Source organism: Gryllotalpicola koreensis, assembly GCF_039538185.1.
Classification (GTDB): Bacteria; Actinomycetota; Actinomycetes; order Actinomycetales; family Microbacteriaceae; genus Gryllotalpicola; species Gryllotalpicola koreensis.
This window is the reverse complement of sequence record NZ_BAABBW010000008.1, coordinates 1-23,461: the sequence shown is the minus strand read 5'-3', so window position 1 is coordinate 23,461 and position 23,461 is coordinate 1. Positions and strand designations below refer to the sequence as shown.

Below are 23,461 nucleotides of genomic sequence, written 5' to 3'. Positions count from 1 at the left end.
GAGAACGGATGCCGCAACCCAGGCTGTCTCGGAGGGCCCGGCCGCACTGCACCCGAGGGGTGCCTTCGGGTCCCCGCCGTTCAGCACAGACGACCCGAGCTGCGACTTCGCAGCACTTTCGTCCAACCCGGTACCGTCGAGCCATGGCCCTCATCCACAACGCGGCGCTCACGCCGACGAAGACCGAGCTGCTGACCACGTGGCTGCCGCGCCAGCCGTGGTTCCCCGCCGGCGCCGAACCGGTCGAGCCCGAGCGCATCGGCGCGTTCCGCTTCGACGACCCCGAGGGCGAGGTCGGCGTCGAGACGCTGATCGTGCGCGTGCCGGGCGCGCCGCCGCTGCAGGTGCCGCTGACCTACCGCGGCGCGCCGCTCGCCGGGGCCCAAGCGTGGCTGATCGGCACGATGGAGCACTCCGTGCTCGGCACCCGCTGGGTTTACGACGCGCTCGGCGACCCGGTCTACCTGAGCGAGCTCGCGAAGGCCGTGCTGCAGGGCGGCACCGAGGTCGAGCAGCATCGCGACGGGCCGGACGGGCCGGTGCCCGTGCCGTCCACTGCGCAGGTGCGCGGCGACGGCGAGCCGGGTGCCGCGGTGCCCGAGCTCGCACAGCTCGGGATCGAGGTCGTGCGCGTGCTCGATGGGTCGACGGATGCCGTGTCTCGAAGCACCCTCCGAGGGACCTGGCCCGGGCAAGAGGAGCCGGTCGTTCTCGCGATGGTGCGCCCCGCGTGACCGACACCACAACCCTCACCGCCGAGTTCCTGCCCGACGGGCTCATCGTGCGCAGCGCGCGGCCCGTCACGGGCGGCAGCGCCAACGCCGTGTTCTGGTGCGAGCTCGACGACGGGAGCGAGGTCGTGGTCAAGCTCGCGCGCGCCGATCAGCCCGACCTCAGCGAGCTCGAGGCGGAAGGCCTCACCGCCCTCTCCGAGCTCGGCGGCCTCGCGACTCCGCGCGTCATCGCGTTCTCACCGCGCACGCTCGTGCTCGAGGCGGTCGGCACCGGTGGGCTGCCGCCCGACGACGCCGGGTTCTGGGCCAACGCGGGGCACGCCGTCGCCCGCCTGCACGCGGTGCGCAGCGAACGGTTCGGCTGGGCGCACGACGGCTGGCTCGGCCAGTTCCGGCAGCGCAACGGGTGGGATGCCGACGGCCACCGCTTCTTCGCCGAGAAGCGCATCCTCAGCTTCCTCGACAAGCCGGGCGCCGAGGCGGCGCTCGACGCGGGCGACCGCGCGGGCCTCGAGCGCCTCTGCGCGCGGCTGCCCGAGCTCATCCCCGACACGGGTGCCGTCCTCACGCACGGTGACCTGTGGCGGAACAACCTGCTCGCAGGCGATGCCGGGGAACCCGTCTTCATCGACCCCGCGGTGAGCTACGCCTGGGCCGAGATCGACGTCGCCATGATGCTGCTCGCGGGTCCCGTCGTGCCCGAGAGCTTCTTCGCCGCCTATCAGGAGCTGCGGCCGCTTCACCCCGGCTGGCGCGAGCAGGCGCGCATCCTGAACCTGCGCGAGCTGCTGTCCATGATCGCGACCTTCGGCACCGCGTTCCCCGGCAACCCGGAGCGCATCGCCGAGCTGCGCGCGGTGGTCCGGCAGTACGCATAGCCGGCTCCGGTCTCACCTCGCGGGCTGCGCCCGCTGGATGCGCTGTGACAGGGCGTGCGCCTGCTCCATGAGCAGGCGACCGAGCTCGGGCCGGCGATCCGCGCCGAAGCGCGGCTGGATCCCCGTCAGGCTCAGGGCCCACTCGGGCGCGCCGCCCGCGTCGAACACCGCGGCGCCCATGCCCCAGCTGCCTTCGACGATCAGGCCCGGGTTGACCGCATAGCCGGCGCGGCGGGTCTGCCTGAGCCGCGCCGCCAGCGGCGCCGCGGCGTGCTGCTCACCGAACCGGGCCACCAAGTCCGCATTCGCCAGATACTCATCGATCGCCTGGTCGTCGAGGAACGCGAGGATGGCGAGCCCAGCGGAGGCGACGCCGAGCGGGAAGCGCACGCCCTCGTACAGCACGAAGGAGCGGATCGGGAAGCTTCCCTCCTCCCGCAGCAGGCAGACGGTCTCGTTGCCGCGCCGCGCAGAGAAGAACGCGCTCTCACCGGTCCGGGCGGCGAGCTCGCGCACGCTCTCGCGCGCGAGCTCGGTGACGTCGTAGCGCTCGGCGGCGACCGCGCCCATGAGGTAGAGCTCGGGGCCGAGCACCCACCGCGCCGTGCGCGCATCCCGGTCGAGGAAGCCGTTGGCGGCCAGCGCGGCGAGGATCCGGTACGCCGTAGGGCGTGACAGCGCTGCGCGCTCAGCCACCTCGGCCGTCGTGAGGCCGCGCGGCATCATCCCGCTCACGGCACGCAGCGCCGCTGCGGCGCGGCCCAGGAGCTGCGTGCCGGCCACTTCTCCCGTCATGCTCACATTATGAACATATCGCCGCCCACTCGTTCACCATCTGCCCAGTGTTGCCGCACTCTCAGGGCATCGCTACGGTTTCCTCACTGCACATCGTGGACAGCGAAGGGGCTGGAATGACCGGGAAGACGCGCCGCACCGCCGCGGAGGCGCTGCACGGGCTGCTGTTCGACGGCATGACGATCGCGGTCGGGGGCTTCGGCTTGAGCGGGAATCCGTCGGATCTGATCGAGGCGGTGCGCGACTCCGGGGTGCGTGACCTGACCATCGTGTCGAACAACATGGGCGTCGACGGCAAGGGCCTCGGGCTGCTGCTCGAGAGCAAGCAGGTGCGCAAGGTGCTCGCGAGCTATGTCGGCGAGAACAAGCTCTTCGCCGAGCAGTACCTCGACGGCACGCTCGAGGTCGAGTTCGTGCCCCAGGGCACGCTCGCCGAGCGGCTGCGGGCGGGCGGCGCAGGCATCCCCGGCTTCTACACCGCCACCGGCGTCGGCACGCTCGTCGCCGAGGGCAAGCCCACCGCCGAGTTCGACGGGCGGCGCTACGTGCTCGAGCGCGGCATCGTGGCCGACCTCGCGCTCGTGCACGCGCATACCGCCGATGCGGAGGGCAATCTCGCCTATCGGCTGTCGGCGCGCAACTTCAACCCCGTGGTCGCCACCGCAGGCCGGGTGACGGTCGCTGAGGCGGAGATCGTGCGAGACGACGGATTCCTCGACCCGGACGCCATCGTGACGCCGGGCGTCTTCGTGCAGCGCCTCGTGCGGTCGATCCCGCGGGCGAAGGACATCGAGCAGCGCACGGTGCGCTCCCGACCGGCATCCGCTGCCGCGCAGAGCGCCGAGCAGAAAGCGGTGGCGTGATGCCCTGGAGTCGTGACGAGATGGCCGCCATCGCCGCCGAGGAGCTGCGCGACGGGGACTACGTGAACCTCGGCATCGGCATTCCGACCCTGGTCGCCAACCATGTGCCGGCGGGGGTGTCGGTGACGCTGCAGAGCGAGAACGGGCTGCTCGGCGTCGGCCCCTTCCCCTTCGAGGGCGAAGAGGACGCCGACCTGATCAACGCCGGCAAGCAGACGGTGACGCTGTTGCCGGGGGCATCCGTCTTCGACTCCGCCACGAGCTTCGCGATGATCCGCGGCGGCCACGTGCAGCTCGCGATCCTCGGCGCGCTGCAGGTCGCCGCGAACGGCGACCTCGCGAACTGGCAGATCCCCGGAAAGCTCGTCAAGGGCATGGGCGGGGCAATGGACCTCGTCGCCGGCACCCCGCGCGTCATCGTGCTCACCGAGCACAACGCGAAGGACGGCACCCCCAAGATCGTCGAGCGCTGCGAGCTGCCGCTCACCGGCGCAGGCGTCGTGCAGCGCATCATCACCGACCTCGCCGTCTTCGACGTGACGGATGCCGGGCTCGTGCTGCGCCGCACCGCACCCGACGTGACCGCCGACGAGTTGCGAGAGCGCACCGGCGCTCCCTTCATCGTCGACCCCGGCACGAGATCAGCCGCCGACGAAACGGAGCTGCAGCAGGCATGAGCGCCCTCATCGCGGGCTACGCCCGCACCCCCTTCGTCAAGTACAACGGCGTCTTCGCCGCCGTCCCGGCCACCGCGCTCGGCGCCCATGCGATCGCCGCCGCGCTCGCGAACGCGGGTGTTGCACCGGATGCCGTGCAATACGTCTTCGGCGGCCAGGTCGTCCAGGCCGGGGCCGGGCAGAACCCGGCCCGGCAGGCGGCCGTCGGCGCAGGCATCCCCTTCGCCGTCCCTGCTGTCACGCTCAACGCCGTGTGCCTGTCCGGCATGCTCGCCGTCTCGGCCGCGGCGCAGCTCATCGAGGGCGGCGGCGCCGACGTCGTGGTCGCCGTCGGTCAGGAGTCGATGTCGCGCGCCCCGCACGCGTGGCCCGGCTCGCGCGTCGGGAAGAAGTACGGCGCGATCGAGCTGCTGGACACCCTCGAGGTGGACGGCCTGTCGGACGCCTTCGAGAAGACCTCCATGGGCGCCTCCACCGAGGAGCACGGGCGCGGTCTCGGCATCACGCGTGCGGAGCAGGACGCCTGGTCTGCGGAGTCCCACCGCCGGCTGGCCGCCGGCCGCGAGTTCCTTGCTGGCGAGATCGCCGCGTATGAGGTGGCCGGCCGCGGCGGATCGACCGCGTACGAGCTCGACGACGGCCTGCGCGAGGACACCACGGTCGAGACGCTGAGCCGGCTGCGGCCGGCGTTCTCACCCGACGGCGCCATCACCGCGGGGAACTCCTCGCAGGTCACCGACGGCGCGGCCGCGATCGTGCTGGTCAGCGAGCGCTACGCCCGGGCGCAGGCGCCGATCGCGCGCGTGTCCGCACACGCCTTCGTCGCCGGGCCCGACGTCTCACTGCACGCCCAGCCCGCCAACGCCATCGCCGCGGCGCTGAGCACGGCCGGCCTGCCCGCCTCCGAACTCGGCGCGATCGAGATCAACGAGGCGTTCGCCGCCGTCGCCGTCCACTCCACCCGGCTGCTCGGCGCCGACCCCGCCATCGTCAACGCCCACGGCGGAGCCATCGCCCTCGGCCACCCCATCGGCGCCTCCGGCACCCGCATCGTCGGTCACCTCGCCCGCCGCCTCGCAGCGCTCGGCTCTGGCGCACTCGGCGCCGCCGGTATCTGCGGCGGTGGCGGCCAGGGCGCCGCCCTCGTGCTCGAGAGCGTGTAGCGCCTCGCACTCAGACGGTCGCGATGAGCCCGGCGACCGCGTCGAGCGAGCCGGGCACGAGCCGGTAGTAGGCCCAAGTCCCCCGCTTCGAGCGGCTGAGGAAGCCGGCATCGGTGAGCACCTTGAGATGGTGCGAGACCGTCGGCTGCGAGAGCCCGAGAGGCTCGGTCAGGTCGCACACGCACGCCTCCTGCGCCTCGTGCGCCGCAACGATCGAGACGAGCCGCAGCCGCGCCGGGTCGGCGAGCGCCTTCAACGAGCGCGCGAGGCTCTCGGCGTTCTGTGCCGTCATGACCTCGCCGGTGATGGGCGGGCAGCATGCCCGCACGTCGCGAAGGGGCAGCAGCTCGGCGGTCGTCATGCGCCGATCATCGCACATGCATTGACACCCGTCGATGAATGCCGACAGACTGGCAATGCATCGATGGTCATCGATGAAAGGAGGTGGATGATGGACACCACGCATGAGACGCAGGACCACCGGCCCGAGCTGCTCGTTCTGAACCAGGCGGAAAGCTGCTGCATCCCCGGCTGCTGCTGATCATCCCCAAGCCGCACCTGAGTGCACCAGGCGCGGCCGCCCTGTCCGACGAACCGAAAGTGCAGGCATCCGTGACCCCCAGCGTGCTGTTCGTCTGCGTCCACAACGCGGGCCGCTCCCAGATGGCGGCAGGCTTCCTGCGCGCGCTGGCCGGCGACCGCGTGCAGGTCTTCTCGGCGGGCAGCGAGCCCGCCGACCGCCTCAACCCCGTCGCCGTCGCCGCGATGGCCGAGGTCGGCATCGACATCACGGCGAACGAGCCCAGGATCTTGACGACGGATGCCGTCAAGGCCGCCGACGTCGTCATCACAATGGGCTGCGGCGACACCTGCCCGATCTTCCCCGGCAAGCGCTATGAGGACTGGGACCTCACCGACCCGGCGGGCCTTCCGATCGACGAGGTGCGGCCGATCCGCGACGAGATCAGAGCGCGCGTCGAGGCGCTCGTCACCGAGTTGACGAGCTGACCACGGTCTAGCGCCAACCTCTGTTCATATGAATAATTGTTCATATGAACGTGGTCGAGCTGCGGAAAGCCATGCCCGAAGGCAACGACATCCTCGATGTCGCCGACGTGTTCTCCCTGCTGGGGGATCCGGCGCGGCTGCGCATCCTGGTGGCGTTGAGCTCCGGGCAGCTGCGGGTGCGCGACATCGCGGAGGTGGTGGAGGCCAGCGAGTCCTCGGTGTCCCACGCCCTGCGGCTGCTGCGCGCGCACCGGGTCGTCGAGGCCCGCCGGCTCGGCCGCGAGGTGCGCTACGTGCTCGCGGACTCCCACGTGCGCGCCCTGCTGGAGCTCGCGATGGACCACGTGGGCCACTCCACGCTGATGCACCGGCTCGGGGACACCCACGAGCCGGCGGGCTCCTCGTGCGCGAACGGCTCGGACGCCTGACCCGCATGTTTCACGATCACGATCACGGCTCCCCCGCTCCGAGCAACCGCACCCGGCTGACCATCGCCTTCGCCATCACCAGCACGATCCTGCTGGCCGAAGTGGCCGGCGCCATCCTCACCGGATCGCTCGCGCTCATCGTCGACGCCGGCCACATGCTCACCGACGCCGGCGGCCTCGGCATGGCCCTGTTCGCCGCCAACCTCGCTGAGCGCCCGGCAACCAGCCGCCGCACCTGGGGCTACGCCCGCGCCGAGGTGCTGGCCGCGACCGCCCAGGCGGCGGTGCTGCTCGGCGTCGGCCTGTTCGTGCTGGTCGAGGGCATCCAGCGCCTCATCTCTCCGCCGGAGCTCGAATCCGGCGGCCTGCTGATCTTCGGCGTCATCGGCCTGCTCGGCAACATCGCCTCGATTCTCGTGCTCGCCTCCGGCCGCAACGCGAACTTCAACCTGAGGGCCGCCTTCCTCGAGGTCGTCAACGACGCCCTCGGCTCGGTCGGCGTCATCATCGCCGCCCTCGTGATCGCCGCCACCGGGTGGGAGGGCGCGGACGCCGTCGCCGCCATCCTGATCGGCATCCTCATCCTGCCGCGTGCGTTCACGCTGCTGCGCCAGACCATCGACGTCCTGCTGGAGTCCACCCCCGCCGGCCTCGATATCGACGCCGTCCGCGAGCACATCCTCGGCGTCGAGCACGTGCAGGAGGTCCACGACCTGCACGCCAGCCAGATCGCCACCGGCCTTCCGGTGCTCACCGCCCACGTGACCGTCGACGCCGACTGCTTCCGCGATGGCCACACCCCGCAGATCCTCGACCGGCTGCAGGAATGCGTCGCCGGGCACTTCCCGATCAGCGTCGAGCACTCCACCTTCCAGCTCGAACCCGCCACCCACAGGGAACACGAGCACACCCCGCACGCCGCCGGCTGATCCTCGCGACGAGAGAAGCGCGCGATGCGAGCGGAGAACTATCCGGTTCGCGCAGATCGGCGTAGCGTCGGAGTGTGACGATCTCTCTCGGTTACCAGATCCCCAACTTCACCTACCCCGGCGGCGTCGAGACGCTCTTCGACACCGTCAAGGCCCAGGCCCTCGAAGCAGAGGCCAGCGGCTTCGACACGGTCCTCGTGATGGACCACTTCTACCAGCTGCCCGGCATCGGCACCCCCGACCAGCCGATGATGGAGGCATACTCGACGCTGGCCGCGCTCGCGGCATCCACCAGCACCATCCAGCTCTCCACGCTGGTGACGGGCAACACCTACCGCAACCCGGCGATCCTCGCCAAGACGGTGTCGACGCTCGACGTGATCAGCCACGGCCGGGCGATCCTCGGGCTCGGTGCCGGCTGGTTCGAGCTCGAGCACGAGCAGCTCGGCGTCCAGTTCGACACCTTCACCGAGCGCTTCGAGAAGCTTGACGAGGCACTGCAGATCATCCACCCGATGCTGCGCGACCAGCGGCCCGAGTTCACGGGCAAGTGGTACCAGGTGCACGGCGCGATGAACGTGCCGCGCTTCCGCGACAGCATCCCGATCATGCTCGGCGGCCAGGGCGAGCGGAAGACCTTCCGACTGGCGGCGCGCTATGCCGACCACATGAACATCATCTGCCCCCTCGAGGACCTGCCCCGCAAGGTGCAGGTGCTCAGGCAGCGCCTCGAGGAGATCGACCGCGACCCCGCCACTCTCAAGACGAGCTACCTGGCGAGCGCGATGATCGTCGAGACGCAGGCCGAGGCGGATGCCGCGCTCGAGAAGGTCCCCGAGGACCGCCGCAACCGTGCCTTCGTCGGCACCGCAGACGTGCTCGCCGAGCGCATCAAGACCCAGATCCTCGACGCAGGCGTCGACGGCATCATCGTCAACGCGCCGCTGAACGGCCATGTGCCCGGCGTCGTGACGGCTCTGGGTGAGGCGCTCTCGCCGCTCGTCGCGCAGTGATACCCCGGCGTGGGCCGGGGCCGGTGCACGACCGACCCGGCCCACGCCGACGGGCCAGCCGACCTGGGCGCGTTACCGCCTGCCGACGATCAGCCCGATGACGAACCCGAACACGGCGGCGACCGCCGCCACGACGGCGACGGATTGCACCGGCCGCTCCTGCACCGCGCCGATCGCCGTGTCGCGGACGTCCGCGGCCGACTCGGCGATCTGATCGGCCCCCTTCGCCACCGCGCGGCGGGCCTCGGCCGCGGCGTCGTTGGCCGCGCGAGTCGCCGAAGACGCCACATGCGACGCGCTGTCTCGCGCGTCGTCGACGACATCGTGCACGGCGCCGCCTGCTTTGTTGACGGCATCGGATGCCGCACCGGAGGCCGCTGCGACGCGATCGGCCGCGGCATCCGTCGCCCTGTCCACGGCGGCGTGCGCGCCGGCACTCGCGGAATCCAGCCCGTCCTGGGCGGACTTGTCATTCAGTTCGGCCATCTCGACCACTCCCGTCTCGATTTCCAGACTCCGGCTACAGCGACTTCGCCGCCTTCTCGGCGCGCTTCACCGCCCGCTTGCGTGCCTTCTTGACGCGCGGGTCGTTCCAGAGCGCGTCGAAGCTCGCCTGGATCTCGCGGTAGCGGCCGCGGCCGGCCTTGGCGCCGTACGTGTACGCGACGAAGGCGATGATGCTGAGCATCAGCAGGGTGAAGAACTTTCGCATGACTGCTGTGGTTCCCGGAATCCGGAATCCTATTCTTCGCTCTGCGCCTCGCCGCGTCGCGGCTTCCAGGCGACCCCGAGCCCGATGAAGGCGCACGCCGCGACCGCCGCCGCGATGACGAACACCCCCGGTCCCGTGACGATCGGAGCGAACAGGCTGTCGAGCAGCGGGAAGGCGAAGCCGACGTAGGTGGCGCTGTAGAAGATGCCGGTGAGGGTGGCGAGCTCGCCGGGCGGTGCGAGGTCCTCGACGACGCCGAGCCCGCTGACCAGCAGCAGGCCGTAGGCCGCGCCCAGGAACACCGCCGCGATTGCGAGCAGCACCGGCGAATGCGTCGCGACGGTCGCCGCGCCGAGCAGCAGCCCGACAACCGCCGAGCCGGCGCCGACCCGGAACGGCAGCGGCCGCGCACGCTGGGCGAGCGCACGCGCCCACGGCTGGATGAGGATGCCGGTGCCGAGGGCGACGATCGCGACGACTCCGCTCGTCACCTCCACGTAGCCGTGCACGTCGACGTTGGCGGGCAGCGCGGCGAGCGCCGCGGAGGCCGAGCCGAACACCCAGGGCGCCGTCGGCAGGATCGCGGCGAGGAAGATACGGGACCCTAGCGCGGGGCGCAGTCCGGGGCGGGCAGCGGCGGGTGCGGCATCCGTCTGTCCCTGTGTGTCACCGCTCGCGTCGCGCACGACGGTCTCGGGCGTCGCCCACACCAGCGCGGCGACGACGAGGGCGAGCGCGATCTGGACGAGGTACGGCACGTGCTCGGGCAGCGGCGCCCACTGGGTGAGGATGCCTGTGATGAGGGGGCCGACCGCGAATCCCGCCGTCAGCGCGACCGCGGCACGGCGCGCGCCCGATGAGCCGCGCCCGGCGCGCTCGGACAGCTCCTTGACCCATGCGGTGCCCGGCCCGAACGCGGCGCCCGCGGCGACGCCGACGACGATGCGGCCGATCAGCAGGCCGAGGAACGACTCGCCGGCGAGCATCAGCACGAGCGAGCCGACGGCCGACAGGAGCACGACGGGCCGCAGCACGGCGCGCCGGCCGAAGCGGTCGGACACCGGGGCGACGAGGAGCAGCGCGGGGATCAGCCCGAGCACGTAGGCCCCGAACAGCCCCGTGACCTCGACGCCGCTGAGCGCGCCGCGGTAGACGTCGAGCAGCGGCACGAACATGTTGGCGCCCCACCCGACGATGAAGAGCGCGATGGCGGGGCGCAGCCACGTGCCGCGCAACGGGCCGGACTCAGTCATGCCCGAGCGCCGCCGCGATATCGGCGATCTTCTGCACGAGCATCAGACTGCCCGGAATCCTGGTGAAACCGAGACCCTCGTAGAACCGGGCGACGCGCTCATGCAGAGCGTCGACGACCACGACGCGGGCACCGACCGTCTGCGTCGCGTCGACGACGCGCGCCAGCGCATCCGCCACCAGCACCGCGCCGAGACCCCGCCCGCGAAGCTCGCGCGAAAGCGCAAGCCGTGCGAGCAGCACAGCCGGGATCTCCTGCGGGCCGCCGCGACCGACCCGGCTGGGGACCTGTTCGCGGGCGACCTTGTGGGCCGCCAGCGCGTAATAGCCCAGCACGCGCCCGTCATCGTCGGACCACACCCAGGTCCGTGCGGTGCCGCGCTTGGTTGACACGGATGCCTGCTCGCGCAGCCAGGCGTCAAAGGATTCCTCGCCGCAGGAGAACCTCGAGACGTCGTGCCGCTCGGGGTCGTATCGCTCGGACCGGAACCGGTCAGCCACGGACGACGGTCTCGTCCAAGCGGGCGGCCGCGTCGGCGAGGGCGGCACTCGGCTGCGGCGCGGCGTCGAATGCGGCGAGAAGATCGTCGAAGAACTCGGCGGGCACCGTCGTCGTCGCCTCGTGCTCGCGGATGACGCGCGCCGCCCGCTCCTCCGCAGCCGACCGGGCGAAAGCCGTGACCGGCTCGCCGCTGAGCCGGGCCGCGCGCTCGATGAGAGCCCTGTCGGCCGGCGTCACCCGGAATTCCAGTCGCGCACTTGCCCCCGCCATCGCAGCACCCCTTTCATGTACGGACAATCGTACGGCATCCGGCTCACGCAGTGCTCAGGCGCGACGCAGAAGGGCCGGCCTCGACGAGATGTCGACACCGGCCCCGTGAGGCGCGCCCGCGATCAGTCGGCGACGATGCCTTCGCCGCCCACGCCGTTCGGAACCGTGACGGCACCGATCTTCTGCAGGCCCCCGTCCGCCGCGACCCGGTACTCGTCGACGATGCCGGCAGCACCGGTCTGCACGTAGAGGTAGCGGCCATCTGCGCTCGTGGCGGCATCGACGGTGCCGGCGTCGGTGGTGGTCACGCCGGTGGGGGCGAGTGCGCCATCGCGGCCGAGCTGGTATCCGCTGAGGGTGCCGCTGCCGGCGTTCGAGGCGTACACATGGGTGCCGTCGACGACGATCCAGCAGGTGGCCTGCTGCCCCGTGGCCTGCTCGGCGTCCTTCGTCAGGGTGCCGTTCGGGTGCACGGTGAAGCTCGCGACCGCGTTGGGGCCGGCCTCGCTGGCGATGAGCTGCCCGGCGGCGTCGAACTGGAAGCCGAAGGGCACGTCGCCGGCGAAGGTGCTGACGACCGGCTTGGCCGCGGGGCCGAGCAGTCCGAGCGGGAAGACCTCGAAGGCGCTCGTGTTGCCCTTGGTCGAGACGACGATCTTCGACCCGTCCGGGGTGAAGGCGATCTGGGCCGGCGTGTGGGTGAACTCGGGGGTCGCGTTCGGGTCGAGGCCCAGCGACCGGTGCCACGAGGGCACCGCCACGAGCGAGCCGCCCAGGTTCAGGTAGCCCTGGATCGACCCGCCGCCGCGGGCGTTGAGCACGTAGACCAGGTTTCTGCGGGCAGCGATCGAGACCGGCGCCTGCCCGCCGGAGCCGAGCGTCTGGTGGCGCACCAGCCGGTCGCCGGCGACCGCGAAGTTCGTGATGGTGTTGCTGCCGGCGTTCACGGCGAACAAGCTCTGCCCCGACCGAGCGAGTGAGCTCTGCGAGGCGAGGTGATCGACGACGGAGCCGTCGAGAGCGAGCCCCCGGCCGCCGGTCGTGTAGACCCCGGCCTGGCGAAGCGTGCCGTCCTGCAGGCGGTCGAAGCTCACGATCTGGTTGCCGAAGACGGCGTCGTTCTGGACGAACACGGTGCCGACGGCCGGGTTCGGGTGCCAAGCCGGCGCTGCGGGCGCCGCGTCGGCGGCGGTTGCGCCGAGGCCGACGAACAGGCCGGCTGCGGCGGTGGCGATTCCGAGACGGGCGATGGTTTTCATCTCTTGCTCCTTCGGTGAGGCGGGCCGCAACCCGCGGTCCTCGACGAGTGAAGCAAGCGGCATCCCCCGATCCGGCCAAGATTTCAGGGCCGTAATCGGACATTTCAGAGCCGTAAGAATTCCCGCCCCGACGCCGGGCTCGCGCGCGCTTAGGCTCCAAGTCATGCAGGCAGGAACACGCGTCGCGATCGTCGAGGACGACCCAGCGGTGCGCACCGTCGTCGCCGATCATCTGCGTGCGGCCGGGTGCGAGGTCCAGCAGTTCGCGGACGGCGCCGACGCATGGCAGGCGATCCGAGAACGGATGCCTGACCTGCTGATCCTCGACCGGATGCTGCCCGGTCTCGACGGTGACGAGCTTGCCGTGCGCATCCGTGCGATCTCGAGCGTGCCGATCATCATGCTCACCGCGCTCGACGGCCTCGAGCACCGCATCGAGGGCCTCGAGCACGGCGCCGACGACTACCTCGGCAAGCCGTTCTCGCTGCGCGAGCTGCAGCTGCGGGTCAACGCCCAGCTGCGCCGCAGCAGCGCGGTCGCACCGCTCGGGTTCACGGCCGGCCGCTTCCGCGTCGACCCGGAGCACCGCCGCGTGTGGTCGGGCGAGCGGGAGATCGCGCTCACCACTCGCGAATACGAGCTCTTCCTCTATCTCGTCCGCAACCCTGATCGCGTCGTCAGCCGTGAGGAGATCCTGCGCGAGGTGTGGCAGTGGGGCTTCGGCGACGCCTCCACCGTCACCGTGCACGTGCGCCGGCTGCGGGAGAAGATCGAGCCGGACCCCCGCATCCCCTCTTTCCTGCACACCGAATGGGGTGCCGGATACCGGTTCACCCTGCAGGAGGTTCCGGCATGATCGGCGCCCCGCAGCTGCTGCTCATCGCCGGCACCACACTGGCGGCGACGGCCGTCGTGACAGCGCTGACGGTGCTGGGGTTGCGGCTCGCCCGCCGCGGCGGTGCGGGCGCCCGCGCCGCCATCGTCCTCGCCGGAGCCCTCGTGTCCGTGATCGCCTCGACCATCGCCGTGGCGCACGAGATGTACCTGGAAGACCATGACGTCCTCGTCCTCGCCTGGGTCATCGGGATCTCGGCCGCGATGAGCATGGTCGCGACCTCGATCGTCACGGGCCGCAGCGCCCGGGCATCCGTCGCCACTGTCGTCGGTGACACGCGCCGCGTCGGCGACGGCGATGTCGTGTCGGCCACCGCGACCGGGTGGCGCGAGTTCGACGAGGTCTCGGCGGAGCTCGCGGCAACCTCGCAGCGTCTTGCGGAGGCACGGGCGCAGATCACGGAGCTGGATGCCGCCCGGCGGCAGTTCTTCGCGTGGATCTCCCACGATCTGCGCACTCCCCTGGCCGGCATGGGCGCCATGGCCGAGGCCCTCGAGGCCGGCACCGCCCCCGATCCGGCCGCCTACGTCCGCGTCATCCGCTCCAAGGTCGACACCGTGAACCAGATGGTCGGCGATCTCTTCGAGCTCTCCCGGCTCCAGACCGGCACCCTCGAGCTGCACCCCGAGCCCGTCGTTCTCCTCGACCTCGTCAGCGACGCCGTCGCCGACGTTCAGGCCCTCGCCGCAGCCCGCGGCATCGTCATCGCGCAGGACGGCGTCGACGGGCATCTCATCTGGGCCGACCCTCGCGAGCTCACGCGCGCCATCGGCAACCTGCTGGCCAACAGCCTGCGCCACTCACCGGACGACAGCACGGTCCTCATCCGCGCCGACACCGTCGACGGCACACAGCTCATCGTGAGCGTCATCGACCAGGGGCCGGGCGTCGCGGCCGAGAACCTCGGCCACATGTTCGACGTCGGCTGGCGCGCCGACGCGGCCCGCAGCAGCGATCTCGCCGACGGCGCGAGCGGGGGCGCAGGCCTCGGCCTCGCCATCGTGCGCGGCATCGTCGAGGCCCACGGCGGCACTGTCCGGGCGCGCCGCACGGATGCCGGATTCCAGCTGGATCTGCTGCTGCCCGTCGGCGCCACCTGAGCACGAGGCGCCCGATGCCTTCCGCGCCGAGCGGCCCCGCGCCAGATTCGTCGCGGCCTACCCGCCCGCTAGCTTCGTGGTGTGGACAACGACTACATCACGACGGGAACCGTCTGGTTCTTCCTGATCTTCGCCAACGCTGCCCTCGCCGCCGCACTCGGGCGCAGCAGACTGCTGGTCGGAATGTGCTCGGTCATCCTCGGGCCGCTGGTGACCGTCTACCTCGCCATCGCGGGGCGCCGCCTGGCCTGAAGGCCAGCCCGTCCGCTCCCGCGTTCGCGTTCGCGTTCGACAACCCGACGAAACGTCGCGCTGTGAGCCCGCAGCATGCCGCGGACTGACTAACTGCGTTTCGGGCCGGGAAGGCGGGGAATGACGGCCTGCGGCGAGGCCAGCACTTCGAGCAGCTTGTCCGCATATTCCGACGCGGCGCTCGGCGAGAGCGTTGAGCGCCGGAAATCGAGCGCCATCTCGGCGACCATCATGGTCGTGTGGGCGGCGATGCCGACCCACATCTCCGTGGGCTCAACCCCTGCGCGAGCGGCGATGGCATCCTCGAGCAGGGTGCGCTGCTGCGCCCACAGGTCCCAGAGCTTGGCACGGGGGCCGCTGGCACGGTCGAGCTGGGCGCGCAGTCGCTCAATCTGCTCGGCCTGCCGGTCGGTGTCGGCGAGAAGATCATGCAACGCGTGGCCGAGCACCTCGTCGAGCGGTTCGTCCAACGGACGCCCGGCCACATAGTCGGCAAGCGCACTGATGGAGTCGGTGACCTGGCCGAGGAGCACTTGATCCTTGGTCGGGAAATAGCGGTACAAGGTCGCGACGCCGACCTCTGCCACCTCGGCGATCTGCTCCATCGTGGTCTGCTCGAAGCCCTGTTTCTCGAAGAGCCTGAGTGCGGCCTCGCGGATGGCACCCCGCGTTCGCTCGGCTTTTCTCTCACGCAGTCCCATGCGCTTAGTCTAGTGAAACTCTCGTTTGATAGTGGCTATCAATTGATATACGCTCTCGCCGTTGGATCCCCCAACCCACCCGATGGCACCTCACCACTGCACGAAGGAGTGCACATGTCCCTTACCGATCCGGCTGCCGCCGCTGCGCTTCCAGGAACCGCCGAGGCCGCCCCCGCGACGCCCCTCGGCCGCCTTGTCCCGGCCCTGATGCTCTCTCAGGTCGGCAACTACATCGCGCTGCTCACGCCGCTGCAGCTGCTGCTGACGCTGCGGTTGAGCGAGCTCGCGAGCGGCACGGCTGCGACGTCCGCCTTCGGCATCGTCACCGGTTTCGGCGCCTTGTTCGCGCTCGTCTTCAACCCGATCGGCGGTCGCATCAGCGACCTGACGACCGCCCGCTTCGGGCGGCGCCGCACCTGGATCCTGTTCGGTGCCCTGGCAGGCGCCGCCGCGCTCGTCGCGCTCGCCTTCGCCACCGCGATCTGGCAGATCGTCGTGCTGTGGTGTGCGACACAGGCGCTCTTCAACTTCCAGTCGGCCGCGACCACGGCCACCATCGCCGATCAGGTCCCCGCCAAGCGCCGCGGCGGCGTCTCGGGCCTGATGGGCTTCACCATCGCCGCCGGCCCTCTGCTCGGCCTCGGCATCGCGAACACCCAAAAGGCGGGCAGCCACAACCAGTGGCTCATCATCGCCGGCATCGCGGCAGTGCTCGGCATTGTGGCGGTGGTCCTGATCAAGGAGCACCGGCAGCCACCCCGCAACGAGGGCTTCGGCTGGGCGGGCATCGGCCAGACGTTCTGGCGCAACCCCGCGCGCTACCCCGCGTTCGCCTGGGCCTGGCTCGTGCGCTTCCTCATCACCTGTGCGTACGCGAGCAGCACCTACAACGCGTTCTACCTGATCCAGCGCTTCCACGAGAGCACCGACGAGGTCGGCGGGGTGGTCCTCACCCTGTCGCTCATCAGCGTCGTCCTGCTCGCGGTCGCGAGCGTCGTGGGCGGATACATCTCCGACGCGATCAAACGGCAGAAGCCGTTCGTCGTCGTGGCGGGCGTCATCGCCGCGATCGGCCTGCTGCTGATGGCATTCGCGCCCTCCATCGCTTTCGTCTATGTGGCGACCGCGCTCACCGGCCTCGGCACCGGCATCTTCTTCGCCATCGATCTCGCCATGTGTGTGCGCGTGCTGCCCAACAGCGAGGATGCCGGAAAGGACCTCGCCATCATCAACATGGCGAACTCGCTGCCGCAGTCGATCGTCCCCTTCATCGCACCGGTGCTGCTCGCCATCGGCGGGTACACCGCGTTCTTCGCCTTCCTCGCGGTCCTGGGCGTCGCCGGCGCGATCGCGGTCGCCTTCGTCCCCGAGGTCGGCAAGGAGAACGCCGGCGGCATCTTCGCCGCACCGCTCCACCGCCCCAAGACGCCCACCGCAGCCGCTTCCAGCCCCAGGCTCGCCGACTGAGACCCCACGCCACCCACCGCAGGAAAGGAGGCGGCCGTGAGCCGCTCCCCCATCACCCTCTCCGACTTCGAGATCGCAGAGGCCCCGCTCGGATCGACCCTCGCATCGCTCGATGCGCTCACCCCCGGCGACTGGATCCCCGCCGTCGTCCCGGGTGGAGTGCATGAGTCCCTTCTTGCCGCAGGCCGCATCGAGCACCCCTACCGGAACACGAACGAGAAGGACATCCGGTGGATCGAGGAGCGCGACTGGTGGTACCGCGGCAGCTTCGCGGCACCCACCGATCTCAGCGCCGATGAGCGGCTGCGGCTGAGCTTCCTCGGCCTCGACACCGTCGTCGACATCTGGCTCAACGGCGAGAAGCTCGGCTCACATCAGAACATGTTCCGGCCAGCGGTCTTCGACGTGACCGAGCGGCTGCAAGCGCAGAACGAGCTGCTGCTGCGCTTCGCCCCACCGCTCGCCGGGCTGGAGGTGCCGGCGAGCGCCGCCGAGATGTTCGCCCGCCTGGGCGACGTGTTCGCCGCTCTGGCCCCCGAGGGCGACGACCTCTCCGGCGGTGGTGAGGGCATGGGCTCTGAGGCGCTGCCCCTGTCCACGCTGCGCCGCAAGGCGACGTTCTCGTGGGGCTGGGACTTCGGCCCCCGCGTGCCCTCCGTCGGCATCTGGCGACCGGTCGAGCTCAGCCGTGAGAAGAAGGCCGCGATCACCGGCCACCACGTGCGCACCGACACGATCGACGCCGACGGCACCGCCCACGTCACGCTGGTCGTGGAGGTCGACGGATTCCACGCCGAGGCGCTCTCTGTCGAGGCATCCGTCACCACCCCCTCCGGCATCACGCATGAACTGACCATTCGGGTGCAGGGCGGCCGCGGCGAGGCGGTGCTCGCGCTGCCGCACGCCGAGCTCTGGTGGTCCCACGATCTCGGCGAGCCCGCGCTGCACAACGTCCGGTTGCAGCTCTTCGCCGACCGCGAGCTCGTCGGCGAGGTGCGCGACCGCGTCGGCATCCGCACCATCGCCCTCGATCAGCCGGACGACCCCGAGGGCGGCCGCCTGTTCCGCTTCCTGCTCAACGGCGTGCCGGTCTTCGCGCGCGGCGCCGCCTGGCTGCCGGCCAGCATGCTGGTCGGCTCCGTCGCGCCGGAAACGCACCGTGCGCTCGTGCGCACGGCTCGCGACGGCGGCATGAACATGCTGCGCATCTGGGGCGGCGGGATCTATGAGCAGGATGCCTTCTACGAAGCGTGCGATGAAGAGGGCGTGCTCATCTGGCACGACTTCATGTTCGCCTGCATCGACTACCCGAGCGAACTGCCGGAGCTGCAAGCCGAGGTCGCCGCCGAGGCCGAGTACCAGGTGCGGCGCCTGCGCAACCGGGCGAGCCTCGCGCTGTGGAGCGGAAACAACGAGGTGCAGCTCATCCACGGCTTCGCGTATCAGAACTACGAGCCCGGCAACTGGGGCTGGGACTTCTTCTACCGGATCCTGCCCGAGACCGTCGCCCGCGAGGACGGCCGCACCCCCTACTGGCCCGGCAGCCCGTGGGGCGAGGCGCCGGAGGAGGGCTTCATGGCCGCCAACGGCGTGCTCGACGGCGACCGGCACGCCTGGGAGGTCTGGCACGGCTTCGACTTCGGCGCCGGCGGCGGCGACTACGCCTCGGTCGGCGAGGCGCGGCACTACCGCCGCTACGCGCAGGACCGCGGCAAGTTCATCTCCGAGTTCGGCATCCACGCCTCGCCCGAACTCGGCACCCTGCGCCGCTGGATCGACGACGAGCTGCTCGAAGTGCACAGCCCGACCTTCGACGCCCACAACAAGGACAACCCGAAGGACAAAGGCGACGCCCTGCTCGAGATCATCACCGGCCTGCCGGAGTCGATCGAGCAGTACGTCGACTTCACGATGGTCTCGCAGGCCGAAGGACTCAAGTTCGGTATCGAGCACTACCGCCGCCGCCAGCCGCACAACAATGGCGCCCTGATCTGGCAGTTCAACGACGTCTGGCCCGGCTTCAGCTGGTCCGTCGTCGACCACGACGGCGTGCCCAAGGCCGGCTACTACTTCGCCAAGCGCGCCTTCGCGCCCATCCTCGCGAGCTTCCGGCTGGACGGCGACGAGCTCGAGCTCTGGGTCTCCAACAGCACCGCCGCCGAGGCATCCGTCGAGGCGCTCGTGACCATCGCCGGATTCGACGGCGGCGGCACGCAGACACACGCCGTGACGGCAACCGTGGCGCCCGCGCGGTCCCAGCCGGTGTGGCGTGGCCCCGCGCCTGCGGACGGCCAGTTCGCCTGGGTCTCGAGCCCGAGCGGCGCCTTCCCCGACAACCGGGTCTACCCTCGCGAGATCAAGGACACCCCGTTCGGAGACGCGCGTCTCGACCACGAGATCGTCGACACAGGGGCAGGCGCCGCCGAGATCACGGTCACGGCGCACGGGCACGCGTACTTCGTGCACATTCCGAGCGCCGTGCCCGGAATCCGGTTCAGCGACAACTATCTCGACCTGCGCGACGGGACGTCCGTGACCATCCGCGTCGAGGGGCTGCCCGCGGGCTTCGACCTCGACGCACTCGAGGTGGCCGGCTACGTCGGCACGCCGGTGCGCCGATGAGCGCGATCGCCGTCTCGAGCTTCAGCCTGCGCCAGCAGCTGGGACCGGTGCGCATCGAGTACATCGACGAATTCGGGCACGAGCAGGAGTACGTGATGGCCTATCCCGCGCTGCTGGGGTTCGGCGAGTTCGCGCGGCGGGTTCGGGAGGAGTTCGGCGTCGACGAGATCGAGCTCTGCCAGATCCAGCTCGGCCCCCTCGACGAGCTCGAGGACGGCGGCGCGGCGCGGCTGCGTACCGAGCTCGACGCGGCGGGCGTGCGCGTGCGCAACGTCCCGATCGACATCGGCGATCTGGGATCCACGGATGCCGCGCGCCGCGCCCGCGATGCCGAACTGACCCTGCGCTGGTTCGACGTCGCCGCCACCCTCGGCAGCCGCTTCGTGCGTGTCAACGCCGGCACACCGCTCGGCAGCGGCCCCGACCGCAACGCACTCGTCGCCGAGTTGGCGGCGCTCGGCGACGCGGCGGCCGAGCGAGGACTGCGGATGCTGGTCGAGAACCACGGCGGACTGAGCTCGGATCCCGAGTTCCTGACGGGACTGGTGGATGCCGTAGGCGGCGCCCACCTCGGCATCCTGCTCGACCTGGGGAACCTCGAGCCCATGCTCGCGATCACGCACGCCGCGTTCACCGGGGCCCCCGTGCCGACCGCGCCGGACTTCGCCCCGCTCTACGCGGCGATCAGCCGGCTCGCGCCGCACGCTGAGCTCGTACACGCTAAGTCGTACGGCATCGACGCGACGGGGCGCCCTAGCTCGTTCGACGCGCGCGCCGCGCTCGAAGCCCTCGCCGCCTCGAGCTACGCCGGACCCGTCACCATCGAGTACGAGGGCGAGCACGGAGACCCCTGGCAGTGGACGCAGCGCGTCACCGCGCTCGCGCGCGAAGTGCTCGGCTAAACCCGTCACCCCAGCGCAGCCGCCGATGAGCCCGCAACATAGACGACAACGGCCTCTGCTACGCAAAAATCCCGATCAGAAAATGCTTCTGATCGGGATTTTTTTGTGGACCCTAGGGGATTCGAACCCCTGACCTTCTCATTGCGAACGAGACGCGCTACCAACTGCGCCAAGGGCCCAAGTGCTCAGAAAGACTATCACGGCAGAAACGGCGCTCCTGACCGGTGACCAAGGTCCCTGTCGGCCGGCGGCAGCGCGAGTAATGTTCGATACGTCATAGATACCAGAGTCACTCACAGGAGGGCGCATCTCATGACCACCGCAACGGCCAGCCACAGACTGGTCACCACCACGCCGGCTCGTACGCGCACGGCCGTGCGCGACGAGGCCCAGATCGTCACGAGCGCCATCGGCCGCCGCGCGCTCGCCGTGCTCCGCCTCGCGACCGGCTTCATCTTCCTCTGGGCCTTCCTCGACAAGACCTTCGGCCTCGGCTTCTCGACGCCGGCCGCCCGCGCGTGGATCAACGGCGGCGCACCCAGCCAGGGGTTCCTCAACAGCGACGCGGTCGTCGGACCGCTCAAGGGCACTTTCGCCGCGATCGCGAGCCCCGCGACCGACTGGCTCTTCATGGCCGCGATGCTCGGCATCGGCGTCGCCGTGATGGCCGGCATCGGGCTGCGCGTCAGCGCCGTCGCCGGCAGCGCCGTGCTGCTGCTGATGTACCTCGCCGAGTGGCCCTTCGGCGCGAACGCCGCCTCGACCAACCCCCTCGTCGACTACCACATCATCTACGCGCTGGCTCTGATCGTCATCGCGGCCGTCTCGGCCGGAGACACCTGGGGTCTCGGCCGCCAGTGGAAGCGCCTCGGACTCGTGCAGAAGCAGCGCTGGCTGATCTGACCGCCGGCTGCGCCGCCGCCCGCTACACCGCGCGGCGGCGGCGCAGCGCTGCGTCGAGGTCGAGCGAGGGTGCCTCCCCCTCGCCGACGATGCCCATGCGGGCGTAGCGCGAATCGGGGGCGACGGATGCCACGGCCGGGGCCGCTTCGGCGGACTGCTCGCTTCGAGTCGCGGGCGTCGCCCGCTCCGGGGCCTGCGGGGCGGCGACCGGCACCGGCGCAGAGTCGGTGCCGAGGTGCCCACCGAGCACACCTGCACGGCCGGCATCCGCCGCGGGCTTCGTCACGAGCGTGGCGATCTGCGGCCCGCGCTGCGCCGCGAGCGCGGCTGCGCGCTCCTCGAGCTCTGCCCGTCCAGCGACGCGCCGCAGCTCGGCAGCGGCGGAGATCGACGCCATCGTCGCCGCAGCCACGGTGCCGCGCGACAAATGCAGGGGTCGGGGCAGCGGCTGCGGGGTCCACGGTGCAGACGTCTCGACCTCGGTCTCCTCGTATTCGGCCGTGGCAGCCTCGTAGTCGGCATGGTCGTACAGCGCGCCAGCGGGAGCGAGGCCGCGCGCGACGGCGCGAGCGCCGCGGCGGGCATCCGTCACCCGCTTGGCCAGCCGCGCGAGAGCCGCGAGCGCGCCTACGACCAGCACCGCGCCGACCGCGAGCAGCACGATCGCCCAGCCCGACAGCGCGCCTGCCGCCAGCGCGATCAGGCCCACGACGAGCACGCAGGTCGAGAGCATGCGGCCGCGACGGATGCCGCGCGCGATGTTCGCCGGAAGCACCGCTCCGGCCGCCCGGGCCTTCCGCTCGGCGGCCTCAGTGCGCTCGCGCGTCGCGGCGATGCGGGCGCGTGCCTCGGCAGCCGCCCACGCACGTGCCTGCGCAGCCGCCTGGGCCTCTGCCCGGGCTTCAGCCTCGGCAGCCGCGCGCTTCTCGGCGAGCAGCTGCGCCTCGGCGCGGGCGGCGATCGCTGCGCGCTCCTTCGCCTCGGCGATCGCGCGCTGCTGCACCTTCCGGAGCGCCTTCTGGGTCTCCGCGACGTCGCGGGCGTTGGCCTCCACGTGAATCTCCTCAGGAACCTCGGCAGCCTCGGCAAGGATGCGCAGCGTCTGCTGCAGCCGAACGGCGTTGCGCTCGGTCGCCATGTATTCGCGGCGTCGCAGCCACGTCGGGATCAGGTAGGCGAGCCAGAGCGCCGCGGCCAGCGCCACGACGACGCCTCCCCCGAGCAGGTTCCCGTCCGCCATGGGGCGATGGTATGAGGAATCCGCCCCCGGACCTGGCTAATTACAAGCGTGTCAGTATTTGCGACCGGTTGTGTAGATCAGCCCACTACTTGATCACGGGCAGCTGCTGCTGCGCCGCCCGGACGTCGGCCTCGGGCCGCGTCGCGGCAAGCGCCGGCACGGCGCCGTCCTTCCAGCGCCGCAGCACCCCCTGCCGCACCTCTTCGACCACGAGGGCGAAGCAGAAGTGGTCGCGCCAGTCGCCGTTGATGTGGATGTATCGGCGGCGCAGCCCCTCGTAGCGGAATCCGAGCTTCTCGACCACACGCAGCGACGGCCGATTCTCCGGCCGGATGCAGATCTCGATGCGGTGCAGCCCCAGCTGGAAGAAGCAATAGTCGGTGGCGAGCGCGACCGAGATCGGGGTGATGTTCTTGCCCGCGAAGCGCTCGGACACCCAGTAGCCGATCGTCGCGCTCGACAGCGAGCCGTAGGTGATCGACGACACGTTCAGCTGCCCGGCGAGCTGCCCCTCGTACTCCATCAGGAACGGCAGGCCATGGCCTGCGCGCGCATTCGAGAGCAGGGCACGGATGCTGGATCGAGTGTCGAACCCCGCCGGGCCGTGCGGGTTCGTGGCCTCCCACTGCCGCAGCCAGCCGCGGTTGTCGAGCAACTCGCGCTCGAGGGCCCTGGCGTCGCGCACACGCACGGGGCGGACCGTGATGGGGCCGTCCGTCAGCGTCGGCAGAAACAGGGCCATGCCGATCAGGTTATAGGTGTCTGCTAGCTGTGGTGTCCGGGGAGGTTGGTCAGTCTGGTGACTGGTGGCTTGCCTCCGAGGGCGGAGTGGGCTCTGTGGTGATTGTAGAAGTGCAGCCAGGCCGGTAGCGCCTCGTCGCGTTGCGTGGTCGAGTC

28 protein-coding genes and 1 tRNA gene are annotated in these 23,461 nt (G+C 70.7%); 16 read left to right on the top strand and 13 right to left on the bottom strand.

Going from position 1 to position 23,461, the window contains the following annotated elements:
* Positions 1 to 143: 143 nt before the first annotated feature.
* Together ABD708_RS19065 and ABD708_RS19060 are read left to right on the top strand one after the other, a co-directional pair.
* Complete coding sequence (locus ABD708_RS19065; protein WP_344757466.1) at positions 144 to 734, top strand: CG0192-related protein; 591 nt, start codon at positions 144 to 146, stop codon at positions 732 to 734.
* A complete protein-coding gene (locus ABD708_RS19060; protein WP_344757464.1) occupies positions 731 to 1,612 on the top strand; it encodes a fructosamine kinase family protein in 882 nt (293 codons plus the stop codon). Before ABD708_RS19065 ends, ABD708_RS19060 begins: the two co-directional genes overlap by 4 nt.
* 12 nt (positions 1,613 to 1,624) lie before the next feature.
* Here the strand turns inward: ABD708_RS19060 and ABD708_RS19055 are convergent, their stop codons facing one another.
* Positions 1,625 to 2,407 carry an IclR family transcriptional regulator gene (locus ABD708_RS19055; protein WP_344757462.1) on the bottom strand — a complete coding sequence of 261 codons (783 nt, stop codon included), beginning with the start codon at positions 2,405 to 2,407 and terminating at the stop codon, positions 1,625 to 1,627.
* Between the two features lie 116 nt (positions 2,408 to 2,523).
* Between ABD708_RS19055 and ABD708_RS19050 the strand changes: the two genes are divergently transcribed.
* Genes ABD708_RS19050 through ABD708_RS19040 form a run of 3 tightly spaced genes read left to right on the top strand, consistent with a single transcriptional unit; the run spans position 2,524 to position 5,110 of the window.
* Entirely contained in the window at positions 2,524 to 3,270 is a 747-nt protein-coding gene (locus ABD708_RS19050) for a CoA transferase subunit A (protein ID WP_344757460.1), read from the top strand.
* Positions 3,270 to 3,947: a CoA transferase subunit B gene (locus tag ABD708_RS19045; protein WP_344757458.1), complete on the top strand. Its 678-nt coding sequence runs from the start codon at positions 3,270 to 3,272 to the stop codon at positions 3,945 to 3,947. The genes ABD708_RS19050 and ABD708_RS19045 overlap by 1 nt, the downstream gene beginning before the upstream one ends.
* Complete coding sequence (locus ABD708_RS19040; RefSeq protein WP_344757456.1) at positions 3,944 to 5,110, top strand: acetyl-CoA C-acyltransferase; 1,167 nt, start codon at positions 3,944 to 3,946, stop codon at positions 5,108 to 5,110. Before ABD708_RS19045 ends, ABD708_RS19040 begins: the two co-directional genes overlap by 4 nt.
* A gap of 10 nt (positions 5,111 to 5,120) precedes the next feature.
* On the opposite strand, the gene ABD708_RS19035 is transcribed toward ABD708_RS19040, so the two are convergent.
* On the bottom strand, positions 5,121 to 5,471 hold the full coding sequence (locus ABD708_RS19035; RefSeq protein WP_344757454.1) for a metalloregulator ArsR/SmtB family transcription factor: 351 nt from the start codon (positions 5,469 to 5,471) through the stop codon (positions 5,121 to 5,123).
* A 251-nt stretch (positions 5,472 to 5,722) separates the two neighbouring features.
* Here ABD708_RS19035 and ABD708_RS19030 point away from each other — a divergent pair, with 251 nt between their 5' ends.
* The 4 genes from ABD708_RS19030 (at position 5,723) to ABD708_RS19015 (ending at position 8,488) form a co-directional block, all read left to right on the top strand.
* A complete protein-coding gene (locus ABD708_RS19030; RefSeq protein WP_344757452.1) occupies positions 5,723 to 6,118 on the top strand; it encodes an arsenate reductase ArsC in 396 nt (131 codons plus the stop codon).
* A 44-nt stretch (positions 6,119 to 6,162) separates the two neighbouring features.
* Positions 6,163 to 6,546, top strand: a complete 384-nt coding sequence (locus tag ABD708_RS19025) for an ArsR/SmtB family transcription factor (RefSeq protein ID WP_344757450.1) — start codon at positions 6,163 to 6,165, stop codon at positions 6,544 to 6,546.
* A 5-nt stretch (positions 6,547 to 6,551) separates the two neighbouring features.
* A complete protein-coding gene (locus ABD708_RS19020) occupies positions 6,552 to 7,475 on the top strand; it encodes a cation diffusion facilitator family transporter (protein WP_344757447.1) in 924 nt (307 codons plus the stop codon).
* A gap of 74 nt (positions 7,476 to 7,549) precedes the next feature.
* Complete coding sequence (locus ABD708_RS19015) at positions 7,550 to 8,488, top strand: LLM class F420-dependent oxidoreductase (protein ID WP_344757445.1); 939 nt, start codon at positions 7,550 to 7,552, stop codon at positions 8,486 to 8,488.
* A gap of 72 nt (positions 8,489 to 8,560) precedes the next feature.
* Here the strand turns inward: ABD708_RS19015 and ABD708_RS19010 are convergent, their stop codons facing one another.
* The 6 genes from ABD708_RS19010 to ABD708_RS18985 form a co-directional block, all read right to left on the bottom strand.
* Entirely contained in the window at positions 8,561 to 8,974 is a 414-nt protein-coding gene (locus ABD708_RS19010; RefSeq protein ID WP_344757443.1) for a hypothetical protein, read from the bottom strand.
* 34 nt (positions 8,975 to 9,008) lie between these two features.
* Positions 9,009 to 9,200: a hypothetical protein gene (locus ABD708_RS19005; protein WP_344757441.1), complete on the bottom strand. Its 192-nt coding sequence runs from the start codon at positions 9,198 to 9,200 to the stop codon at positions 9,009 to 9,011.
* A 29-nt stretch (positions 9,201 to 9,229) separates the two neighbouring features.
* Complete coding sequence (locus tag ABD708_RS19000) at positions 9,230 to 10,453, bottom strand: MFS transporter (protein ID WP_344757439.1); 1,224 nt, start codon at positions 10,451 to 10,453, stop codon at positions 9,230 to 9,232.
* Complete coding sequence (locus ABD708_RS18995; RefSeq protein WP_344757437.1) at positions 10,446 to 10,952, bottom strand: GNAT family N-acetyltransferase; 507 nt, start codon at positions 10,950 to 10,952, stop codon at positions 10,446 to 10,448. Before ABD708_RS18995 ends, ABD708_RS19000 begins: the two co-directional genes overlap by 8 nt.
* Positions 10,945 to 11,223, bottom strand: coding sequence for a type II toxin-antitoxin system TacA family antitoxin (locus ABD708_RS18990; RefSeq protein WP_344757435.1), 279 nt, complete (start codon positions 11,221 to 11,223; stop codon positions 10,945 to 10,947). The genes ABD708_RS18995 and ABD708_RS18990 overlap by 8 nt, the downstream gene beginning before the upstream one ends.
* A 122-nt stretch (positions 11,224 to 11,345) precedes the next feature.
* On the bottom strand, positions 11,346 to 12,482 hold the full coding sequence (locus ABD708_RS18985) for a lactonase family protein (RefSeq protein WP_344757433.1): 1,137 nt from the start codon (positions 12,480 to 12,482) through the stop codon (positions 11,346 to 11,348).
* 163 nt (positions 12,483 to 12,645) lie between these two features.
* Here ABD708_RS18985 and ABD708_RS18980 point away from each other — a divergent pair, with 163 nt between their 5' ends.
* From ABD708_RS18980 to ABD708_RS18970, 3 genes are all read left to right on the top strand, one after another.
* The gene (locus ABD708_RS18980) at positions 12,646 to 13,338 is read left to right on the top strand and encodes a response regulator transcription factor (protein ID WP_344757431.1); all 693 of its coding nucleotides are present in this window, start codon (positions 12,646 to 12,648) and stop codon (positions 13,336 to 13,338) included.
* Positions 13,335 to 14,477, top strand: a complete 1,143-nt coding sequence (locus ABD708_RS18975; RefSeq protein ID WP_344757429.1) for a sensor histidine kinase — start codon at positions 13,335 to 13,337, stop codon at positions 14,475 to 14,477. Before ABD708_RS18980 ends, ABD708_RS18975 begins: the two co-directional genes overlap by 4 nt.
* A gap of 81 nt (positions 14,478 to 14,558) precedes the next feature.
* Positions 14,559 to 14,729, top strand: a complete 171-nt coding sequence (locus ABD708_RS18970; RefSeq protein WP_344757427.1) for a hypothetical protein — start codon at positions 14,559 to 14,561, stop codon at positions 14,727 to 14,729.
* Positions 14,730 to 14,818: 89 nt separating this feature from the next.
* On the opposite strand, the gene ABD708_RS18965 is transcribed toward ABD708_RS18970, so the two are convergent.
* The gene (locus ABD708_RS18965) at positions 14,819 to 15,430 is read right to left on the bottom strand and encodes a TetR/AcrR family transcriptional regulator (protein WP_344757425.1); all 612 of its coding nucleotides are present in this window, start codon (positions 15,428 to 15,430) and stop codon (positions 14,819 to 14,821) included.
* A 114-nt stretch (positions 15,431 to 15,544) separates the two neighbouring features.
* Here ABD708_RS18965 and ABD708_RS18960 point away from each other — a divergent pair, with 114 nt between their 5' ends.
* From ABD708_RS18960 to ABD708_RS18950, 3 genes are read left to right on the top strand one after another with little or no spacing between them, the layout of a single operon-like run.
* Positions 15,545 to 16,897, top strand: coding sequence for an MFS transporter (locus tag ABD708_RS18960; RefSeq protein WP_344757423.1), 1,353 nt, complete (start codon positions 15,545 to 15,547; stop codon positions 16,895 to 16,897).
* Between the two features lie 36 nt (positions 16,898 to 16,933).
* A complete protein-coding gene (locus tag ABD708_RS18955) occupies positions 16,934 to 19,519 on the top strand; it encodes a glycoside hydrolase family 2 protein (RefSeq protein WP_344757421.1) in 2,586 nt (861 codons plus the stop codon).
* Complete coding sequence (locus ABD708_RS18950; RefSeq protein ID WP_344757419.1) at positions 19,516 to 20,421, top strand: sugar phosphate isomerase/epimerase family protein; 906 nt, start codon at positions 19,516 to 19,518, stop codon at positions 20,419 to 20,421. The genes ABD708_RS18955 and ABD708_RS18950 overlap by 4 nt, the downstream gene beginning before the upstream one ends.
* 106 nt (positions 20,422 to 20,527) lie before the next feature.
* Here ABD708_RS18950 and ABD708_RS18945 read toward each other — a convergent pair.
* Positions 20,528 to 20,600: transfer RNA gene (locus ABD708_RS18945), tRNA-Ala, on the bottom strand.
* Between the two features lie 133 nt (positions 20,601 to 20,733).
* On the opposite strand from ABD708_RS18945, the gene ABD708_RS18940 reads away from it, so the two are divergent.
* On the top strand, positions 20,734 to 21,324 hold the full coding sequence (locus tag ABD708_RS18940; protein ID WP_344757417.1) for a DoxX family protein: 591 nt from the start codon (positions 20,734 to 20,736) through the stop codon (positions 21,322 to 21,324).
* Positions 21,325 to 21,346: 22 nt separating this feature from the next.
* Here ABD708_RS18940 and ABD708_RS18935 read toward each other — a convergent pair whose 3' ends face one another.
* From ABD708_RS18935 to ABD708_RS18925, 3 genes are all read right to left on the bottom strand, one after another.
* Positions 21,347 to 22,564 (bottom strand): hypothetical protein, encoded by a 1,218-nt coding sequence (locus ABD708_RS18935; protein WP_344757415.1) that lies wholly within the window; start codon positions 22,562 to 22,564, stop codon positions 21,347 to 21,349.
* Between the two features lie 85 nt (positions 22,565 to 22,649).
* A complete protein-coding gene (locus ABD708_RS18930; RefSeq protein WP_344757413.1) occupies positions 22,650 to 23,306 on the bottom strand; it encodes a GNAT family N-acetyltransferase in 657 nt (218 codons plus the stop codon).
* A 23-nt stretch (positions 23,307 to 23,329) separates the two neighbouring features.
* Positions 23,330 to 23,461, bottom strand: a 132-nt coding sequence (locus tag ABD708_RS18925; RefSeq protein ID WP_344757535.1) for an integrase core domain-containing protein, incomplete at its 5' end; no start/stop codon positions are given.

Excerpts from the sequence above, each read along its gene's own strand:
- ABD708_RS19065 (WP_344757466.1), top strand. The coding sequence starts at position 144 with ATGGCCCTCATCCACAACGCGGCGCTCACGCCGACGAAGACCGAGCTG.
- ABD708_RS19000 (WP_344757439.1), bottom strand. The coding sequence starts at position 10,453 with ATGACTGAGTCCGGCCCGTTGCGCGGCACGTGGCTGCGCCCCGCCATC.
- ABD708_RS19010 (WP_344757443.1), bottom strand. The coding sequence starts at position 8,974 with ATGGCCGAACTGAATGACAAGTCCGCCCAGGACGGGCTGGATTCCGCG.
- ABD708_RS19040 (WP_344757456.1), top strand. The coding sequence starts at position 3,944 with ATGAGCGCCCTCATCGCGGGCTACGCCCGCACCCCCTTCGTCAAGTAC.
- ABD708_RS18975 (WP_344757429.1), top strand. The coding sequence starts at position 13,335 with ATGATCGGCGCCCCGCAGCTGCTGCTCATCGCCGGCACCACACTGGCG.
- ABD708_RS18960 (WP_344757423.1), top strand. The coding sequence starts at position 15,545 with ATGTCCCTTACCGATCCGGCTGCCGCCGCTGCGCTTCCAGGAACCGCC.
- ABD708_RS19005 (WP_344757441.1), bottom strand. The coding sequence starts at position 9,200 with ATGCGAAAGTTCTTCACCCTGCTGATGCTCAGCATCATCGCCTTCGTC.
- ABD708_RS18965 (WP_344757425.1), bottom strand. The coding sequence starts at position 15,430 with ATGGGACTGCGTGAGAGAAAAGCCGAGCGAACGCGGGGTGCCATCCGC.
- ABD708_RS18935 (WP_344757415.1), bottom strand. The coding sequence starts at position 22,564 with ATGGCGGACGGGAACCTGCTCGGGGGAGGCGTCGTCGTGGCGCTGGCC.
- ABD708_RS18950 (WP_344757419.1), top strand. The coding sequence starts at position 19,516 with ATGAGCGCGATCGCCGTCTCGAGCTTCAGCCTGCGCCAGCAGCTGGGA.
- ABD708_RS18940 (WP_344757417.1), top strand. The coding sequence starts at position 20,734 with ATGACCACCGCAACGGCCAGCCACAGACTGGTCACCACCACGCCGGCT.
- ABD708_RS18985 (WP_344757433.1), bottom strand. The coding sequence starts at position 12,482 with ATGAAAACCATCGCCCGTCTCGGAATCGCCACCGCCGCAGCCGGCCTG.
- ABD708_RS19025 (WP_344757450.1), top strand. The coding sequence starts at position 6,163 with ATGAACGTGGTCGAGCTGCGGAAAGCCATGCCCGAAGGCAACGACATC.
- ABD708_RS18930 (WP_344757413.1), bottom strand. The coding sequence starts at position 23,306 with ATGGCCCTGTTTCTGCCGACGCTGACGGACGGCCCCATCACGGTCCGC.
- ABD708_RS18980 (WP_344757431.1), top strand. The coding sequence starts at position 12,646 with ATGCAGGCAGGAACACGCGTCGCGATCGTCGAGGACGACCCAGCGGTG.
- ABD708_RS19050 (WP_344757460.1), top strand. The coding sequence starts at position 2,524 with ATGACCGGGAAGACGCGCCGCACCGCCGCGGAGGCGCTGCACGGGCTG.
- ABD708_RS19055 (WP_344757462.1), bottom strand. The coding sequence starts at position 2,407 with ATGACGGGAGAAGTGGCCGGCACGCAGCTCCTGGGCCGCGCCGCAGCG.
- ABD708_RS18990 (WP_344757435.1), bottom strand. The coding sequence starts at position 11,223 with ATGGCGGGGGCAAGTGCGCGACTGGAATTCCGGGTGACGCCGGCCGAC.
- ABD708_RS19035 (WP_344757454.1), bottom strand. The coding sequence starts at position 5,471 with ATGACGACCGCCGAGCTGCTGCCCCTTCGCGACGTGCGGGCATGCTGC.
- ABD708_RS19045 (WP_344757458.1), top strand. The coding sequence starts at position 3,270 with ATGCCCTGGAGTCGTGACGAGATGGCCGCCATCGCCGCCGAGGAGCTG.
- ABD708_RS19020 (WP_344757447.1), top strand. The coding sequence starts at position 6,552 with ATGTTTCACGATCACGATCACGGCTCCCCCGCTCCGAGCAACCGCACC.